Source organism: Escherichia sp. KTE159, from assembly GCF_000408805.1.
Classification (GTDB): domain Bacteria; phylum Pseudomonadota; class Gammaproteobacteria; order Enterobacterales; family Enterobacteriaceae; genus Escherichia; species Escherichia marmotae.
On record NZ_KE137292.1, the window covers coordinates 1651607 to 1670012 of the forward strand.

The window sequence follows — 18406 nt, forward strand, 5'->3', positions numbered from 1 at the left end:
ATCCATTTGTATGACCTATGCCTCCTTCACCTGCCATTTAGTTGACAGATGATGCGCTCACGGATGAAACATTATTGTGAACAAAATATTCTCCTCACATGTGATGCCTTTCCGCGCTCTGATCGACGCTTGCTGGAAAGAAAAATACACTGCCGCACGGTTTACCCGTGACCTGATTGCCGGGATTACCGTCGGGATTATTGCTATTCCGCTGGCGATGGCGTTAGCAATTGGCAGTGGCGTAGCTCCACAGTACGGTTTATACACCGCTGCTGTTGCAGGGATTGTCATTGCTCTGACGGGTGGGTCGCGCTTTAGCGTCTCCGGTCCGACTGCGGCATTTGTGGTAATTCTCTATCCTGTTTCGCAACAGTTTGGACTGGCAGGCCTGCTGGTTGCGACATTGTTGTCTGGGATCTTTTTGATCCTGATGGGGCTGGCACGCTTTGGCCGCCTGATTGAGTATATTCCGGTTTCCGTTACCTTAGGCTTCACCTCAGGTATCGGGATCACCATCGGTACGATGCAGATTAAAGATTTTCTCGGTCTGCAAATGGCTCATGTCCCGGAACATTATCTGCAAAAAGTTGGCGCATTATTTATGGCGCTGCCGACGATTAACGTGGGTGATGCCGCAATTGGTATTGTTACGCTTGGGATCCTGATTTTCTGGCCGCGCCTGGGCATCCGTTTACCTGGTCACCTTCCAGCATTGCTGGCCGGTTGTGCGGTGATGGGAATTGTTAACCTGCTCGGCGGGCATGTTGCTACCATCGGCTCGCAATTCCACTACGTTCTGGCCGATGGCTCCCAGGGTAACGGTATCCCGCAACTGCTGCCGCAGTTGGTGCTACCGTGGGATCTGCCCAATTCAGAATTCACGCTAAGCTGGGACTCCATTCGCACTCTTCTGCCTGCAGCATTCTCAATGGCAATGCTCGGGGCGATTGAATCTCTGCTCTGCGCTGTGGTACTGGATGGTATGACCGGGACGAAACACAAAGCGAATAGTGAGCTGGTCGGCCAGGGGCTGGGGAATATCATTGCCCCATTCTTTGGCGGTATTACCGCTACAGCCGCGATCGCGCGTTCTGCCGCTAACGTCCGTGCCGGGGCGACTTCCCCCATCTCGGCGGTAATTCACTCTATTCTGGTTATTCTTGCCCTGCTGGTACTGGCACCGCTGCTTTCCTGGCTGCCGCTTTCCGCCATGGCTGCCCTGCTGCTGATGGTGGCGTGGAACATGAGTGAAGCGCATAAAGTAGTCGATTTGCTGCGTCATGCGCCGAAGGATGACATCATCGTCATGCTGCTGTGCATGTCACTGACCGTGCTGTTTGATATGGTTATTGCCATCAGCGTAGGGATCGTGCTTGCATCGCTGCTATTTATGCGCCGTATCGCCCGTATGACTCGCCTGGCTCCGGTAGCAGTAGACGTGCCTGACGATGTACTGGTTTTGCGTGTTATCGGCCCGCTGTTTTTCGCTGCGGCTGAAGGTCTGTTCACTGAACTGGAATCACGTCTGGAAGGAAAACGAATTGTTATTCTGAAGTGGGATGCCGTTCCGGTGCTTGATGCCGGTGGTCTTGATGCGTTCCAGCGTTTTGTGAAGCGACTGCCTGAAGGGTGTGAACTGCGCGTGTGTAACGTGGAATTTCAGCCTCTGCGCACAATGGCTCGATCCGGTATTCAACCGATTCCGGGACGCCTGGCGTTCTTCCCGAATCGCAGCGCAGCGATGGCTGATCTGTAAGAAAGGCATTAAATTGACCAGTCAGCGCAAACTGACTGGTCAGTAAACTGCATTATACATTAGCTATGACGACGATTATCGCTACGGCGGCAACGTTTGTCATAGTGGCGAACCCACCAGTAACGGTCGCACACCTGTTCATGCCCACCAACACGGGCACCCGCCAGCCAGAGAATGGCACCGACGAAAATACTCAGCACTGCACCATGTGCGAAATACTGGGGCATATTAAACTGTGGTAACTGGTTGAGGATTGAATACCCCACGCCAACCACCATCACCACCAGACCCAACCCCATGAGCACGTTACCGAGTAACGAAGCGTTTTTGCGTTTCATATGTCACCTCCGGAACTTTCTGGGTTGTAACAGGGAATACCCCTCATCCTTATGTGTAAAGTATAGACAACACCCTGTGGCTTATGTGCGGGTGTGATCACAATTACCCCCTTTATTTCAACAAAACTTTACAAATAACCATCTGAACACCCTGACTTTCTAATAGTCTGTAGAGGCAATTATTGTGTTGTCAGCATATAAGGCGCTGTTTTTTGTCAAGCGGGGCCGCAACCAGTAAACTACGCGCCAGTTATGTACTCACTCAGGACAAAAAAACGTGACGATTAAATTGATTGTCGGCCTGGCGAACCCCGGCGCTGAATATGCAGCAACGCGACATAATGCTGGTGCCTGGTTCGTTGACTTACTGGCGGAGCGTTTACGCGCCCCTCTACGGGAAGAAGCTAAATTCTTCGGTTATACCTCACGAGTGACTCTCGGAGGAGAAGATGTCCGCCTGTTAGTCCCGACTACATTTATGAATCTCAGCGGCAAAGCAGTCGCAGCGATGGCCAGTTTTTTCCGCATTAACCCGGATGAAATTCTGGTCGCCCACGACGAACTGGATCTGCCTCCTGGCGTCGCCAAATTTAAATTGGGCGGTGGCCACGGTGGTCACAATGGACTGAAAGACATCATCAGTAAATTAGGTAATAACCCTAACTTTCACCGTTTACGCATCGGAATTGGTCATCCGGGCGATAAAAACAAAGTTGTCGGCTTTGTGTTAGGCAAACCACCTGTTAGTGAACAGAAGTTAATTGATGACGCCATCGACGAAGCGGCACGTTGTACTGAAATGTGGTTTACAGATGGCCTGACCAAAGCAACGAACCGATTGCACGCCTTTAAAGCGCAATAAGTCGTTGTCTGCGGCATTTTTGCCGAGTGCCGTGTATAATAGGCAAAGTTATTTCCATTTCTACAATCTGTTTACGATAACAGGTTGATTATTAAGATATTAAGGTGATTTAAATCATGGGATTCAAATGCGGTATCGTCGGTTTGCCCAACGTCGGGAAATCTACCCTGTTCAACGCGCTGACCAAAGCCGGTATTGAAGCGGCCAACTTTCCATTCTGCACCATCGAGCCGAACACCGGCGTCGTACCAATGCCCGATCCACGCCTGGATCAACTGGCTGAAATCGTAAAACCGCAGCGCACGCTTCCCACCACCATGGAATTTGTCGATATCGCCGGTCTGGTAAAAGGCGCGTCGAAAGGTGAAGGTCTGGGTAACCAGTTCCTGACCAACATCCGTGAAACCGAAGCGATCGGCCACGTTGTTCGTTGCTTTGAAAATGACAATATCATCCACGTTTCCGGCAAAGTTAACCCGGCGGACGATATTGACGTTATCAATACCGAACTGGCACTGGCGGATCTCGACACCTGTGAACGTGCAATTCATCGCGTACAGAAGAAGGCCAAAGGTGGCGATAAAGACGCGAAAGCCGAACTGGCGGTTCTGGAAAAATGTCTGCCACAGCTAGAAAACGCAGGTATGCTGCGCGCGCTGGATTTAAGCGCAGAAGAGAAAGCGGCTATTCGTTACCTGAGCTTCCTGACTCTGAAACCGACGATGTACATCGCCAACGTCAACGAAGACGGTTTTGAAAACAACCCGTATCTTGACCAGGTGCGTGAGATTGCGGCGAAAGAAGGCTCTATCGTGGTTCCGGTTTGTGCTGCTGTTGAAGCAGACATTGCCGAACTGGACGACGAAGAACGTGACGAGTTTATGCAGGAACTGGGACTGGAAGAGCCGGGTCTGAACCGTGTGATCCGTGCTGGTTATAAACTGCTGAATCTGCAAACTTACTTCACCGCTGGGGTGAAAGAAGTGCGCGCATGGACCATTCCGGTTGGTGCAACGGCTCCGCAGGCTGCTGGCAAAATCCACACCGATTTTGAAAAAGGCTTTATCCGTGCACAAACCATCTCGTTTGAAGATTTCATCACTTACAAAGGTGAACAAGGCGCGAAAGAAGCGGGCAAAATGCGTGCAGAAGGTAAAGATTACATCGTTAAAGATGGCGATGTGATGAACTTCCTGTTCAACGTCTAAATAAAATTTGTTGTCTCATGAGGTTTCGCTGAATCTCATAACAACGGAAAAACCCTATAAAATCCACGCAATTGCGTGGATTTTTCATTTCACAATGTCTCAATTCATCTCATAACAACGCTGTCAAAAATGAGTACATGGATGAGTACAACATTCTTCCATCTTCATTTTAAGTGAGTACAATAACGGTATAATAAATAAACAAGGTCCCGTTATGCTCACTGATACGCAATGCCGCACTGCCAAGCCGAAAGAAAAACTCTATCGACTTAATGATTTCAACGGTCTCTACCTCGAAGTGAAACCCAATGGCAAAAAGGCATGGCGCTATCGGTTTAAACTCAACGGTAAATCCAGCATGTTTGCGCTGGGTGAGTACCCGACGGTCAAACTTGCTGAAGCCCGCGAGAAATGCGAGCAAGCGCGTAAGCAAGTCGCAGATGGAGTTAGCCCGACACAGGCTCGTCAATTAGATAAGATCCGCAAGGTCAATGACGCTTCTAACACCTTTGAGCTGATCGCCAAAGAGTGGTTGCAGATGAAAGACTGGGCCGAAATCACCAAAACGCGGCGACTGGATATGCTTGAACGTGTGGTTTTTCCCGCAATCGGTAAGCTCCCAGTCAGAGAGATCACTCCACACCACATTCTTAAAATTCTTCAGGAAACGGCTAAGCGCGGCGCTCCGACTGTTGCCGCTGAAGCCCGTCGTACCATTTCATCAGTTTTCGAGTTGGCAGTCGCGACACTTAGAGCTGATAGTGATCCTGTCTGGCCCGTGCGCAAAGCTCTTCCAGCCAATAAGACACAGCACAAACAAGCACTGAATCCTCAGCAAATCGGAAAGTTATTAAGCTGTTTTGACAGTAGTCGCGGCTCGTACCAGGTTAACTATTGCATGTGGCTTATGTGGTGGACATTGGTGCGTCCTGCAGAAGCCACCGAAGCGGAATGGATAGAATTCGATCTTGATAACGCCCTCTGGACCATTCCGGCAGCCGGATGAAAGCCCGCAGAGAACACGTTATTCCCCTACCCTTCCAAGCTGTCAAAATGCTCAGAACACTACAGGGATTAACCGGGCATCGGCAGCACCTTTTCCCAGGCAGAGATAACCCTCTAGGTCCAATGACATCGCACTCGCTGCGCCAGCTACTAAAAAGCCTCGGCTGGAGTGGCATTTATAGCCCCCATGCAACCAGAACTACAGGAAGTACGCGTTTAAACGAAATGGGCTATCGACCTGATGCAATTGAGGCCCAACTTGCGCACGCTGATACCAACAATGTTCGTCGCACTTACAATCATGCAACTTATCTTGATGAGCGTAAAGTGATGATGCAGGAATGGGCGGATAAGATTGAGGGATGGGTAAAAAGCACTGACAATAGTACTGATGCGTCGTAAACGATGATACATTGATGCTTCGAGATTGGTTAATATCATAATTTGTCGATATTTTATTCATCATATGTAGCCATATACTTATAAGCCCTGCGCGCCCCCTTCCTACTTTATTGTTGTGTAGGGCTTATAAGTTCAATGAGCTTCTGCTGAGTACCAAGTCTTTTAGATTAACGTTTCAGCCAATCATCATCACGAACGCCAAATATAAAATTCGACCAGTTCGGTGTAATAGCACAAATTTTCTCATAGTGCTCTTGGTTAGAAGGGATGTTCATTGTAAGGCGCCATTTCAAAAATTCGTTATTACTGACAGCGCCTGTCAGTTTCGAAATGTAGCTAGTCATACCTCCCTCCAGGCCTGAACGTGTGAGTGTAATATCTCCCCTACATACTTTGTGTTCCAGACATGCGGCCTCAATGCTCACCAATCTAAAAGCATGAGATGGATAATGTTCACATTGCGTATCATTCCTCATAGGGCGCTGAAAACTCAATGCCCAGAAAAATGATGCTACAACATAAATACAAATAGCGAAATTCGTGGCGCTCAAAGCTCCAGCATCGGCACCGTCATATTCTGAATCGGGGAAAAAGCACTTCTTTAACTCTGTAAGCATGAATTGAAATGCATAAGTATCTGCAATGATTTCACGAGCGTGCGCATCGAGTTTTTTTGCTGTATCAACTTCATCTTCACTATCCCCAACAGCCTTATGGATGAAAATAAGATGCTCCTTTGTTGAAGGCTGTTTTATAGTATGATCGTCTCTCCTTTCTCCATGTAAGTTATGAATATGACCTATCTCATGCAATACAAGAAACACAAACATTGCTTCAACAAACATATCAAATATATTTCTGTGTATTTCATCATGAAGCCACCAATATTCATCATTTTCCCACTCAAAATCCCACCATTTATCCACAAATTCAAATTATCACGCCAAGGTTCGTAAAACGCTCCATCAGGTTCTTTACCACGACGCTCTGCTCCTACCATCATCGCTGATGTACGGAATATTAGTTCCAACATTCCTTTAAAAACCAATACCGTCTGGTATTTATGGATAGCTCCAGCTTGAACTCTGACACTATCAATTAAGTAAAAACTTGATTGGCCGTTTACATATTCCAGACACAGACACTTCCCAATTAAATCTAATTGTCGGTATAGATAATCCTTCTCACTTGAGAAATCAAAATAAACCTCACAAGTTTTAGAAAGTATATTTTTTTGGATATATTCCTCTACCGAACTCTTATAACCCTGCATTTCCTGTGTTCCTTTACATAATGATTATAAATGACTTTCTATATCTAATTTTAGATATAAGTACAACAATGAGTATCATTACAAACTAAATCTGTGATACTAATCCCGTGACACGTTCGCCTTGTCCATCTTCCGGGAAGAGATTGAGGTTTTCAGTAAAAGGACGGGCCCCTGCAAGTTTTACCACATTGTTGAAAGCTGATGCCTCAAGTTATGGTGACGTTCAGCAACTGCCACGATTGTTTCAGATGGTTATACAACTTTCACCAGCAGCCGTCTATTGTCTTCTTTTTGCTGACATCAGGCCTTCAGCTCAGATAGCTCGTCAGCTACATGCCATGAGGAAAAGTTGCTTACATTATGGGGCTCATCGCCCTATTGCCAAAGGAAATACCCAGTTAGTGGAGCGTACTGTATTTCCGCTTTCAAAATAAATTCCACACACCTGAACCACTTAATCTATATTGCTGCGCGAAATAGTACTCCACTTTTGGCCAGCCCCTGCAGGGTAAGGCATTGGAGCTGTTTTCTCTATCTCACCACGCGGAATCGGGCTACGGTTATTACCCTTACCCAACATGCCACATGTCAGTAAACGGCAGGTGTAGCGGTATTAAGCGCAGCCAATTAGGTTGTGCTCCAAAAAGTGTCATTTTGCCAATGATAATGTGGCTAGCGATATCTTGAAGTCCCGTATTCAGTCATCTGCGTCGAACAGCCCTCAGTAGAGAGGTTTATTCCAAAAATGATTGAAACCCAAAGGTGTATGCGTTCGTTGGGGCACTGTGATAACAGTGGATCAATATACAGTCTATCCTCTATTTACAGATTGCTATAGTATCCAACTGGCTAATTTCCTCGTTCCAGCATTTACTGCAGACAGATTGTTCAAAGGAGATCAATGATGTTCCCTGTGTTTGACAACGGAAGTTGTTGGGTGAAAGTCGATTTTCATCTTCACACCAACGCTGATAAGGAATTCAGATATGACGGCGAACCGGATCGCTATTATTCAGATTACATTACCGCTCTCAGCGACGCAGAGATCGGGTTAGGTATAATAACTAACCATAATAAATTTGCACTTGATGAGTTTAAAATCATAAGAAAAAAGGCCCGTAAAAAGGGGATTGGAATACTTCCAGGAGTTGAGCTTTCAATCAGCGATGGTCAAGCTGGAATACATACACTTATTATTTTTTCTGACGAATGGTATGATAATAAAGAGCAAACAAACCATATACAGTCGTTCCTAACTACGACGTTTGCAGGTATTTCAAATTTCGAAAACGAAAATGCCAGATCGAATCACAATATAAAACAGACAATTGAAGAGCTAGATAAATATAACAAAGACTATTTTATTGTATTTGCGCATGTTGAAGCCCCGAATGGTCTCTGGGGAGGACTGAAGCCTGTCATTATAAAAGAATTGTTTGAAAGAGATGAAGTACGCCGGCGCATACTGGGCTTTCAGAAAGTCTCAACCCGCGATAAACGGGTTATTATGGAAAGTGAACTAGGGCAATGGTATCCAGCGGAGGTAGAAGGCTGTGATGCCAAGAACCTAGCGGATATGGCTTCGCGGCCTGTTGCGAGCTATCTGAAGCTAGGAGACTATACCTTTGAAGCACTTCAGTTTGCACTACGTGATTATTCGAGCCGTGTGCGTAAACAAAAACCAGATACATCTCACAGTCATATAAAGCGTATTGAATTTGAAGGCGCTGGATCACTTGGCGGCACGGTCATGAATCTCTCCTCTGAACTCAATACACTCATAGGTATTCGTGGCAGCGGCAAATCATCTATACTAGAGGGTATCAGGTATGCACTTGATATTGAATTCGGGGATAAAACCTCCGAAAAAGAATACAAAGAGAGCCTAGTTGAAAGCCTGCTCAAAAGCGGTGGAAAGATTACGCTTGATGTAACGTGCCGCAGAGGAATTGACTATCAAATCAGACGCATATATCAACGAGCGCCTGAAGTCTATGTCGATGGTGAACTACAGACCGGCTTGTCAATCAGAGAAACTGTGCTTCATAATCCAATATATTTTGGTCAGAAAGACCTCTCAAATACAGGTGAAGGATTTGAAAAAGATCTAATTGAAAAATTGGCTGGAGAAAAATTAATTCCCGTAAGAAAAGAAATACAGGAAAAGTCTATTGTAGTTCAGGACTTGCTGCGACATATTCTTAGATTGGATAACAGTAAGGCTGACCTTCAGAGCTGGACGGAAAAAAGTGCTGATGCAAACTTTAAACTTAATTTATATAAAGAACATGGTGTAGAGGAAAAGCTCTTAAAGCAAACTACCTTTGATAGAGATGAAAGACATTTTTCTGAAAGAGCTGCACTTGTGACTACCACTCTCGATAAACTTCAGGACCAGTTGGAAGAGGCTCTTTTCTCATTAAATCAGGAGGAACCCTATGTATCATCTGAGAATCAGGATTTTATTGACGACTTCGAAAAAGAAATTAGCCAACTGATAAAAAATATTGAAGGCATGCAGCGAACCGTTACTGATTCTCGCCTGATTGCCCTAAGCCTGGATGCAAAGACGACTAATTTCACTGTTCAGAAGAATTCCCTTAATGAAGAGTTTGCTGAAACTGAGCGGAAAATTTCGCAGAATCTACAAGATGCTGGAGCGCATAAAATAAGCACTACTGAATTTAGAACATTGACGGCTGATTTAGAACTTGCAAACAAGAAAATTGAAGAATTCAGCAAATCAGTAGCAGAAAAAGATTCAAAAAATCAGGAATTAGAAAGAGAACTTTTAGCGCTAAACCAGTTGTGGATAAAAGAACATAATGAAATCCTGCAGATTCTGGCTGTCATCAATGAGACCGAATCGGGCCTGAAAATTGACTCAAATTTTAAAGCCGACAAAAAGTCTATGCTGACTCATCTGAAGAGTACCTTCCAAGGGAGTAAATTCCGAGACACAACTTATCAGTCAATCACTGATATTTTCAACGACTTTGGGGAGATGTGGGTAAATCAGGATAAAGTGCTTTCTATAGTATCTAACCCAGAAACTTTCACCGAGTATATGAACAACAATATTATTGATCTCATAACTTGGCAACCCCCCAATATATATACCATCGAGTTTCGTGGTAAACTATTAAATAAACATTCCCTAGGTCAGAGGGCGTCAGCACTGATGCTATTTGTACTCAACCAGAGAAACAATGACATCATTATCATCGACCAGCCTGAAGATGATCTCGATAATCAGACGATTTATGAGGATGTTATCAAACTTATTCGCGCCATGAAGTTGAATACGCAGTTTATTTTTGCAACGCACAATGCCAATATTCCTGTCCTTGGGGATGCGGAGTATATTCATACCTGCGTCTATGTCGATGGAAAAATTATTACCTCCGGGGGAAGCATAGACCGCGACGCCGTTCAGAAGCAGATTATTGCGGTAATGGAAGGGGGTAAGGAGGCCTTTGAACGCCGCCGGAGTGTATACAGGGCCTGGCTCAACTAAGTTTACTGAATTAGGACTGCAGTCAACATGAAGCAGTCCTAAATCTATTGCTCTTATTATAAAAAACTGACCTGCCCCCAAGATTAGATACAGCCTTCAGTTAGTAATGTCGGTTGGTTTTTCTTCATATTTCCCGTTTCGCCAGTCCGCTGCAAATTCAGCCGGAGTCTGGTAGTTCAGCGATGAATGTGGACGACACTCGTTATAATCCTGCCGCCAGTCATTAATCTTTTTCCGGGCGTGAACGATATCGCTGAACCAGTGCTCATTGAGACACTCATCCCTGAATCGTCCGTTAAAACTTTCAATAAATCCGTTCTGTGTTAGCTTGCCCGGTTGGATAAGCCGCAGCTCCACCCCATGCTCATAAGCCCACTGGTCAAGTGCTCTGCAGGTAAACTCCGGCCCCTGGTCCGTTCTTATCGTCGCCGGATAGCCGCGAAACAGTGCAATGCTGTCCAGAATTCGCGTGACCTGCACGCCTGAAATCCCGAATGAGGTGGTAATTGTCAGACACTCCTTCGTGAAGTCGTCCACGCAGGTCAGGCACTTGATTCTGCGACCGGTGGCCAGCGCGTCCATGACAAAATCCATCGACCAGGTCAGGTTGGGCGCCTCCGGGCGGAGCAGCGGCAGACGTTCTGTTGCCAGCCCTTTACGACGTCGTCTGCGTTTTACGCCCAGCCCGTTAAGGTGGTAAAGGCGGTACACGCGCTTGTGATTAACATGAAGGCCTTCACGGCGCAGTAACTGCCAGATGCGTCGGTAGCCAAAACGCCTGCGCTCCAGTGCCAGCTCAGTGATACGCACTGATAAATGCACATCAGCCGCCGGACGCTGAGCCTCATAGCGGCAGGTCGACAGGGACAAACCTGTAAGCCTGCAGGCACGACGTTGCGACAGACCGGTCACATTACACATAAATTCAATGGCTTCCCGCTTCTGGTCTGTCGTCAGTACTTTCGCCCCAGAGCCACCTGAAGTGCCTCCTTATCCAGCATGGCTTCGGCAAGCAGCTTCTTGAGTCTGGCGTTCTCTTCCTCAAGCGACTTCAGGCGCTTAACCTCAGGCACCTCCATACCGCCATACTTCTTACGCCAGGTGTAAAAGGTGGCGTCGGAAATGGCGTGCTTACGGCAAAGCTCACGGGCAGAACCCCCGGCTTCGGCCTCTCGGAGAATACTGATGATCTGTTCTTCGGAAAAACGCTTCTTCATGGGGATGTCCTCATGTGGCTTATGAAGACATTACTAACATCGCGGTGTATTAATCAACGGGGAGCAGGTCAATGTTATACAAAACATTCAATGGTGACGGATCTTCAGATGTATATATGGGGGATGGTTTATGGATTTCACCCAACGGCGATATAAAAGATAACGGAAGATGAGTGTTAGATTTGTGTCTAGCTGACAATAAAAATTAACAAAGTTTAGCGGTGTAAGTGAATATCGACATCAGATTGCTGAAATAATGATGCAGAACGCGGCCTAATTAATTAGGGCGCAACTGCGCCCTTTAATAACCCGTCATGTGATAAACCCAATCTTTTGTCTGCCGTCTAATTTCACGACTCAATGTTTGGGGCAGTATTTGATTTGGAGTTCGGTCGCCCTTAATCCAATTAAACGCATGATTGAACATATAAAGCAATATCGCCTCGTTATTCTCAAAGTAATCGATAGCTTCTTCTATAAGGGGAGCTCTTAGCACCAGCCTTCTATCATGAGATACAGCATCTTTCAGCTCTTCATAATCGATGAAATGATGGTTGAATATGTCAATTTCGCTATTAAAAGTTACATAGTCCTTGTGTTCATCTTGGAGGTAATAGTCTTCCTCTACAAAATTATCTAAGTCATGTTGTTCTAAATCATCTAATAATGATTTGGCGAGCCTTATCAGATCTTTGTCGGATTCTGAAAGCATTGCCATCCTCCAGGTGTTTTTGGATTCAACACATAATTTATCTGAATCTGTGAAGGTGACTTTTTTGGACTGGTGTCCTTTTGAGGTTATTTCTTGAACTATTTCATCAAGACATTCTTTTGAAAATGGCTTCCAGAACATCTCAGGCTCATTATGGCTATCCGCCATTACGATGGAGACCAAAACAACTTGAGTTTCCAACTGTTGCCAGTACATAAAGTCAGATAGATCGATCTGTATATCAGGGGTGTTTCCAACCGTTGATTTAATTTGAACCGCAAAAAAGTCCCCAGTTGATATTTCATCTTCAAAAATTTCAACTTGAGCATCTATGCCAACATCAATATCAAGCAATCGGCAAGGCCAATTAAAATAGCGAACTATCCAATAAGCAAAATATAGCTCACCTGCTCTTCCTGTTACTCCGGTGCTTTTGTATTTTTTCATAGCTTAGCTCATAGCTCTTCCTTTTCGCTGAGTTAGACAGGTTACACCCTAGCTAATTGTCTGCCAACTGAATGGTTAATATGAATTGCAACTGTTCCTGTAGTCACTTTCGTGAGAGCAGACCACAAAAGTGACTACTTCCGCTCTTCGCTCAAAGCGGACGTGGATCACTTGCTGGATTGCTGGATATGCATATCGTGCTCCAATGCGCATATCCCATTATGATTGACAACGTAATACGCCCTTATCAGAGATCGCAGATAGTTAAATTCAAGAAAGCAAGCTAGTCCTTCACCTTCATCGTGAAACCCCGCCAGTCCGGCAGTGAAAGCGCGCCCGTTGCCACTACCCCATCGTGATCGAGCATGCAGACACGACTAGGGTTCAGACTGACTACCTCACGGATATACGCCTGCTCCACACCACAGATCATAAACGCCAAGAGTGCCTTATCCCTCGCATATTGCTGATGGTGAGTCTTTTCACGCTGATACACCTCACTATTCAGATCCAGTATTAATCCGACTTCATTAGCGTACCTGTGATAGTTCCGTGGTGATGAACAACTCTTGCGGTGTGTGCCATGCACACGTTCCAGCAATGACTCAAGCGCAGATTTCAATGGACTGATATAACGGTTCCACCAACGCAAAATCTTTAGCGCCTTTTTTTGGCTGTTACCGCACCACTGATACACTTTTGCCCCAAGGCCATCATTAACACCAATAGTCACACGCCCAATTCTGTAGGTGGTGGTATGGACCATCTGTTTGCACTGTTTACGGGTCAGCCCGGTATGTTCCATCATGGTTTTATATATCGATGACTTCACACGATAATCGACGTCATACTGTCTGAACAGATGGTTCAGACAGGCCAGATTGCACGCTTCGATGTCATAGTTGAGTAACCCGGTCCGAAATTTAGCTTTGAACTCATTGGGCAGATTCTGGAAAGCTTGATCATAATACCGCCCTCCAAACGTCAGACGATAATGATGGTCGTAAGTGACATATTGTCCCTCAATTCTGCCATTGTAGAGATGGTTAAGGCTGCGTATACCTGCGCGGCAATAGTGATCCGGCTCACGGCTACGCAATTCCTTCACAAACTGTATACTCATGCGCCCCCGCCCAACTTTGGCCAAGAAGTCCTTTTCCGTTTGTTTTAGGGCCGTCTGGCGTTTCTCTACATCTATCGCATGCCCAGGAGCTTTCCCGTTCCCCTGAAGCAGAGCTCTAAAACTAACAGACTCACCTGTATCCGCATCAACCAGATTTAACTTACCCCTGGCAGACTCATCACACACAGGCCGCAGGGGATTGAACAGCCATGCATTGGCTTTACGCTTGTCCGGGTCTTTACTCGCTTTCCCTGCACGAAACTCAATATCCGGCAATGTCGGCAGGAAATCGACTAGCATGGATATGGAGGCCCTGCCCTGGTAATTGATTTCACATTCACTTAGAAGGCTGGCGTAACAACTACGGATATCCCGGACAGTGCATATAGTCCACCCATCATCGTCTGCCTCCAGCCATATGTGGGCTAGGAACCGGCGCAATGTCTGTCGCCGGGTGACCGCCCATTGCGTATCTCCCACCACACAGTCCGTTAATTCAGTAATACGGTCATAAACCCACTTCGGGATCTTCACTGGATAATCCTTTTCAGTACTCACGGCCCCGTCTCAGCATGGTGTTGTTGCATCAGCTATTACGTTGACTCTTACGCAGACCATTTCACCAGTTTTTAAGTCGGGTAATTTGAAAGTCAAAACCCCAGTCGCGAGGATGGGCTCCGCCCATGATTTGCTCCACTCCGGTCGCAAATCTTTCCCCCTGTTCAGGCTGACGCCTTCCCTCACTCGCAGCGCTCGTTCGCCATGTTGTTTCATGACTGGAGAAGCGGATAAAGCCTCCGTTATGCTGCGTGTCCCCAGGCTCTCCGTTGCGCTCAATGGCAATGGTGCTCGCTGACCGCTCCCCCATTGTGTGTAGAATATTCACTGGCAGAAACGCAGAAAGTCCTCGCAGATGCGCTAACCCGTCAGTTGATGGCAAGGATCGGGTGCACAGAGGCATCCGTAAGACTCTGCAGAAAACAGACAGTTACGCTAAAACCGGAACAGTTGGAATTTTAAAGTGCATCAGTGCCAGCAGAATCACAGGCGAGCGCTGCAGTTTTACAACAACGAAAATGCAGTGGTTGCCAGTGTTACCCGTCGTTCCACTGCAATTTGATCAACAGCAAAAGTGCATTGCAGTGGCTGCATTACCGGGAAATCAATGCACTTTCCCTGGGGTTGCCCAAACGAAAAAGAAACGGCACCTGTTCCCAGTGAGTCCAGGGCCAGTAAACTTTTTAACAGTGTCCGACCTTTCAATGGCGCTACTCTGGACTTAACGAGAGCGTCTTTATCAGTCAGTGTATAATCCGTTGTGTGCCAGGCGGGATCCAGGGCGCATGAAAGTAGCCTGGCGGGGTCTTTATACCTGGGCACGATCACCGGCGTGTTAACTGTCGTCGCATCAATAAATTCCCCACTACTTCGCGACATATGCGCTTTTAGCCCCTTAATCAACGTACTGTCATTGGGCAGGAACAAACACAACTGTGGAACCCAGAAAATACGCGCTTCTGGGCCATCAGGCATATGGCGCATCATACTAAAGGTGCCTGTGGCCGGACCGGCGTACCCCAGTCGGTTAAGTACCCGGCTTATCCTCTGCTTATAACGACCAATTTGCGCCCTGAGCGCATCGGTGTTCTTCCATGGCGGCGGAGTTTGCGTATCCTTGTTGAAAAACAGGACCACTCCCACATATTCTGCTGAATTCCCCGGCAGGACATGCAGCATAGCCAGTTGCGCCAGAATGCGTTCCCGCTGGCAATGCGGGCATATAAGACTGTTGCATGGAGATCCGTTTCTGCACTGCCTGAGTTTTTGAGCAATGATGTTGTAGCAGCGATTGCTGCCTTTCAGTTTATTTAGTAAATGAATAAGACGCTGCAATTCATGCTCACTTTCCTGCTGCGTAATAATAGTGGGGAATGCTTTACTTAAAATCTCAAGCCTTGACGGTGCGTGGCGAATGTAATCCGGGTCTGATGTTCTGAAGTAATAAGATTCGTTCATTTAATATTCCTGGTTGTATTCATTACCCTGCCACCTGAGTAAAGCAACAGGGTAATGTGTCCGGTTTTTATTCAGGCAAAATTGCTATATCCTGTTAAGTATTAAAAAATATCCTGATGCCGTTCAACTAAGTCATTTGCAGTCCAGCCAGATGAATATTCATCATCAGTCGGCCTTAAATAATCTAAATTTAACGTCGTATGACCCGGTAAACTATTCCCCACCGAAACGCCCTGGTAATGTAATTGTTTAGCAGCGTTACATTGCGCACAGGCTCCACTTCCACATGGAATGTATTTACACCTGTCAAGAATACACGCTATTTTACCGTATATGTTGCACTCATCCTCCCACCAGTGCTCCCCTCTTTTGATGGCATCAGACAAAATCCGTGCAGATACCCGGTTAAGCTTACGTATCCGCAACTGTTGTTCCCTTAATATGGCAGCGGTAGTACGTTTCGATAACCCAACCTGTTTCCCCATGGTTTCAAACCAGGGGACTGCTATTTCTTTCGCAGAACTTGTTTTAGCTATTATCTCTTTCATTTTATTCTCCCGCCTGCATACGATTGTTAACCCAGTTATTGATATCACTCTCCAGCCAACCCACCGCCCGGCCACTGTCGCCCGTTAGCTTCTTTGACAAAGGAAAGACTCCTTTCGAGATGAGTCGGTACAACGTCGCCGACGAGATCCCCGTCAGATGAAGAACCTCTTTTTTACGCAAAATACGGTTGGTGTTCATGCTTGTGCTCCTTTGAGCTGTTTCAGGAGCGGGGTTATTTACAACCACCAAAAAACGCAAGGATTCACTCAACGATGCCTTCGTTGAGCACTTTAAGGGCATCTTTAATGTGGATGTCATTCGAGATCATCTATTTCTGTCTCCAAAACGGTCATATAAAGAAGCAATTTTCACTGAGGCTCAATGGTGATATTTTGTACAAAATGCTCTCATGGAGGTGACTATGATTGGTAACCAAAGCAACAAGGCTGACGCCAGATGCCACCGGGAACGGAAAAGCAGTAACGAGGTCTTTGAATTTCTGGAGAAGAAGCTCTATCTGGGGCGGGATACCCGGCAAAAGCTGGCACTGATTGCCCGGAAACTGACGGGAGCGGGTTTTAGCCCGGATAAATTCGCTGCAGAGAAAGCGGCGGATGTGCTGAGTGCCTGCGTGAACCACATGTTTAATGACCTGCTCAATGAGGGAGAGCTAAACGGGATTTATAGGTCGGAGGAACACCCCATGATAGTCCCGGCCAGGTCCCCTAAGGCACTGGAAATCTACACTGTTTACCAGCTTGTAAAAGGTCGTTTTGACAAGCTTCATACGGGGGAGTCAGATCGTGAGAAATATGCTTCGGTAGCAGAAAAACTTAATGAGTATGGAATATGGAAACCCCGGTTAAAACGACTCTCTGACGGTAAAGAATGGGCGCGTGAGGATGTTGCGTGGGTACTTCAGCCTGAAAATATCAATGCACTGATTAACGTCCAGAATCAAAAGTACGCGCGGTTGAGTGCTGAAGATAAAACTAAAGCCGCGTCTGGAAACGGCTCAAAAGCTAAAAACACCTGATGCGTTTGCTGGCGCTGACTTTCATGCTCTCACCACGACAGTCATAGCGGGTTGTCGTGGATATGTCGCTGTGGCCTGCCAGTTGGCGGACGGTGTTGATATCCACGCCCTGCTCCAGTAAACGGGTGATGAAGGTGCGCCGCATGTCATGTGGGGTGAAACGTGCAATACCTGACGTCTGCTGTAAATCAGCCAGGATACCCGTTAACCCGGTCGTAGTCAGCTGCTGGCTTGCGACCTTACCGTTGCGCTGAATTCGGCTGAACAGTGCGCTGTGAGCCTCGTCTGCGCCAACTTTCAGCCATGCGCGGATAGCCTTATCCACTGCATCCGCCACGTGAATTTCACGGTATTTACGCCCCTTTCCCTGTCTGACCGTGAGAACACCATTGTCATAGTCCCGGCGCTCAAGTTTAACCAGTTCCCCGGCCCGCAGGCCTGTTCCGCAAAGTGTCAGCACTATAGCGACATCACGGTAGCGCCGTACATGCTGCGGATGCTGTTTAGCGGCCTGAATCAGCGCCCGGATTTCCTGCCTGTCTAATGCCCTTCCCTTACGCTGGATATCGCCGCTCACGCGCTTAACAGACCGGATACGTGCCAGCGTTTCGGCATCCATGCAGTTGAGGTAAAAGGCCGTCTGCGCCACGCCCCGCAGTGCTGACAGCGCCATGTTCACCGACGACACGGCGTAACCGTCATCCAGCAGTGCCGCACGTACTTTAGCGACGGCGGCGTAGTTAAGTTGTTCCCACGGGTAGTCTGCTGCATCCGTACCGCGTTTAAGTATGCTGGCGCTGCGGTTTAACAGGCTGGTGATACCTCTGCGCCCCGAAGGAGCCAGACCGCCAGTATACGCATCGAACACGGTGGTTTGCACCACCGGCACGACCTGACGCAACGCAGCCCTTCTCATGCGTCTAACCCGCAATAACGTACATTAAA

15 protein-coding genes and 1 pseudogene are annotated in these 18406 nt (G+C 46.9%); 6 read left to right on the forward strand and 10 right to left on the reverse strand.

The genetic code is table 11. The features are described 5' to 3' along the window. Positions 1 to 76 precede the first annotated feature (76 nt). Positions 77 to 1756, forward strand: a complete 1680-nt coding sequence (dauA, locus tag A31E_RS13680; RefSeq protein ID WP_001033338.1) for a C4-dicarboxylic acid transporter DauA — start codon at positions 77 to 79, stop codon at positions 1754 to 1756. A 59-nt stretch (positions 1757 to 1815) separates the two neighbouring features. Here dauA and ychH read toward each other — a convergent pair whose 3' ends face one another. Further along, positions 1816 to 2094: a stress-induced protein YchH gene (gene ychH / locus A31E_RS13675; RefSeq protein ID WP_000823885.1), complete on the reverse strand. Its 279-nt coding sequence runs from the start codon at positions 2092 to 2094 to the stop codon at positions 1816 to 1818. A 277-nt stretch (positions 2095 to 2371) separates the two neighbouring features. On the opposite strand from ychH, the gene pth reads away from it, so the two are divergent. The 3 genes and pseudogenes from pth to A31E_RS0122655 all read left to right on the forward strand — a co-directional run bounded on the left by pth (position 2372) and on the right by A31E_RS0122655 (position 5571). Next, positions 2372 to 2956, forward strand: a complete 585-nt coding sequence (pth, locus tag A31E_RS13670; protein ID WP_000152932.1) for an aminoacyl-tRNA hydrolase — start codon at positions 2372 to 2374, stop codon at positions 2954 to 2956. A 116-nt stretch (positions 2957 to 3072) separates the two neighbouring features. Further along, positions 3073 to 4164 carry a redox-regulated ATPase YchF gene (ychF, locus tag A31E_RS13665; RefSeq protein WP_000505858.1) on the forward strand — a complete coding sequence of 364 codons (1092 nt, stop codon included), beginning with the start codon at positions 3073 to 3075 and terminating at the stop codon, positions 4162 to 4164. Between the two features lie 214 nt (positions 4165 to 4378). After that, positions 4379 to 5571, forward strand: a pseudogene (locus A31E_RS0122655) (tyrosine-type recombinase/integrase). Positions 5572 to 5738: 167 nt separating this feature from the next. On the opposite strand, the gene A31E_RS13660 reads toward A31E_RS0122655, so the two are convergent. Together A31E_RS13660 and A31E_RS13655 are read right to left on the reverse strand one after the other, a co-directional pair. After that, positions 5739 to 6416, reverse strand: a complete 678-nt coding sequence (locus A31E_RS13660; RefSeq protein ID WP_016248772.1) for a hypothetical protein — start codon at positions 6414 to 6416, stop codon at positions 5739 to 5741. Then, positions 6371 to 6844, reverse strand: a complete 474-nt coding sequence (locus tag A31E_RS13655) for a hypothetical protein (protein WP_016248773.1) — start codon at positions 6842 to 6844, stop codon at positions 6371 to 6373. The genes A31E_RS13660 and A31E_RS13655 overlap by 46 nt, the downstream gene beginning before the upstream one ends. 904 nt (positions 6845 to 7748) lie before the next feature. Here A31E_RS13655 and A31E_RS13650 point away from each other — a divergent pair. Beyond that, positions 7749 to 10361 (forward strand): TrlF family AAA-like ATPase, encoded by a 2613-nt coding sequence (locus A31E_RS13650; protein ID WP_016248774.1) that lies wholly within the window; start codon positions 7749 to 7751, stop codon positions 10359 to 10361. A gap of 96 nt (positions 10362 to 10457) precedes the next feature. Here A31E_RS13650 and A31E_RS13645 read toward each other — a convergent pair. From A31E_RS13645 to A31E_RS13615, 6 genes are all read right to left on the reverse strand, one after another. Continuing rightward, a protein-coding gene (locus A31E_RS13645) for an IS3 family transposase (RefSeq protein ID WP_105265747.1) occupies positions 10458 to 11578 on the reverse strand; the annotation gives its coding sequence in 2 pieces (ribosomal slippage) (positions 10458 to 11320 and positions 11320 to 11578; 1122 coding nt in all). A 301-nt stretch (positions 11579 to 11879) separates the two neighbouring features. Beyond that, entirely contained in the window at positions 11880 to 12737 is an 858-nt protein-coding gene (locus A31E_RS13635) for a DUF4365 domain-containing protein (protein WP_016248777.1), read from the reverse strand. A gap of 283 nt (positions 12738 to 13020) precedes the next feature. Continuing rightward, a complete protein-coding gene (locus A31E_RS13630; RefSeq protein WP_024193586.1) occupies positions 13021 to 14418 on the reverse strand; it encodes a hypothetical protein in 1398 nt (465 codons plus the stop codon). A gap of 504 nt (positions 14419 to 14922) precedes the next feature. Beyond that, positions 14923 to 15876 carry a hypothetical protein gene (locus A31E_RS13625; protein ID WP_016248779.1) on the reverse strand — a complete coding sequence of 318 codons (954 nt, stop codon included), beginning with the start codon at positions 15874 to 15876 and terminating at the stop codon, positions 14923 to 14925. A gap of 101 nt (positions 15877 to 15977) precedes the next feature. Next, on the reverse strand, positions 15978 to 16424 hold the full coding sequence (locus A31E_RS13620) for a hypothetical protein (RefSeq protein WP_016248780.1): 447 nt from the start codon (positions 16422 to 16424) through the stop codon (positions 15978 to 15980). 1 nt (position 16425) lies between these two features. Continuing rightward, positions 16426 to 16623: a helix-turn-helix transcriptional regulator gene (locus tag A31E_RS13615; RefSeq protein WP_016248781.1), complete on the reverse strand. Its 198-nt coding sequence runs from the start codon at positions 16621 to 16623 to the stop codon at positions 16426 to 16428. Between the two features lie 223 nt (positions 16624 to 16846). Between A31E_RS13615 and A31E_RS13610 the strand changes: the two genes are divergently transcribed. After that, positions 16847 to 17461, forward strand: a complete 615-nt coding sequence (locus A31E_RS13610) for a hypothetical protein (RefSeq protein WP_016248782.1) — start codon at positions 16847 to 16849, stop codon at positions 17459 to 17461. On the opposite strand, the gene A31E_RS13605 is transcribed toward A31E_RS13610, so the two are convergent. Continuing rightward, a complete protein-coding gene (locus A31E_RS13605; protein WP_016248783.1) occupies positions 17448 to 18377 on the reverse strand; it encodes a tyrosine-type recombinase/integrase in 930 nt (309 codons plus the stop codon). The genes A31E_RS13610 and A31E_RS13605 overlap by 14 nt on opposite strands. Positions 18378 to 18406: the final 29 nt, after the last annotated feature.

Excerpts from the sequence above, each read along its gene's own strand:
- A31E_RS13615 (WP_016248781.1), bottom strand. The coding sequence starts at position 16,623 with ATGAACACCAACCGTATTTTGCGTAAAAAAGAGGTTCTTCATCTGACG.
- ychH (WP_000823885.1), bottom strand. The coding sequence starts at position 2,094 with ATGAAACGCAAAAACGCTTCGTTACTCGGTAACGTGCTCATGGGGTTG.
- A31E_RS13625 (WP_016248779.1), bottom strand. The coding sequence starts at position 15,876 with ATGAACGAATCTTATTACTTCAGAACATCAGACCCGGATTACATTCGC.
- A31E_RS13635 (WP_016248777.1), bottom strand. The coding sequence starts at position 12,737 with ATGAAAAAATACAAAAGCACCGGAGTAACAGGAAGAGCAGGTGAGCTA.
- A31E_RS13660 (WP_016248772.1), bottom strand. The coding sequence starts at position 6,416 with ATGTTTGTTGAAGCAATGTTTGTGTTTCTTGTATTGCATGAGATAGGT.
- A31E_RS13650 (WP_016248774.1), top strand. The coding sequence starts at position 7,749 with ATGTTCCCTGTGTTTGACAACGGAAGTTGTTGGGTGAAAGTCGATTTT.
- A31E_RS13655 (WP_016248773.1), bottom strand. The coding sequence starts at position 6,844 with ATGCAGGGTTATAAGAGTTCGGTAGAGGAATATATCCAAAAAAATATA.
- A31E_RS13605 (WP_016248783.1), bottom strand. The coding sequence starts at position 18,377 with ATGAGAAGGGCTGCGTTGCGTCAGGTCGTGCCGGTGGTGCAAACCACC.
- ychF (WP_000505858.1), top strand. The coding sequence starts at position 3,073 with ATGGGATTCAAATGCGGTATCGTCGGTTTGCCCAACGTCGGGAAATCT.
- A31E_RS13620 (WP_016248780.1), bottom strand. The coding sequence starts at position 16,424 with ATGAAAGAGATAATAGCTAAAACAAGTTCTGCGAAAGAAATAGCAGTC.
- A31E_RS13610 (WP_016248782.1), top strand. The coding sequence starts at position 16,847 with ATGATTGGTAACCAAAGCAACAAGGCTGACGCCAGATGCCACCGGGAA.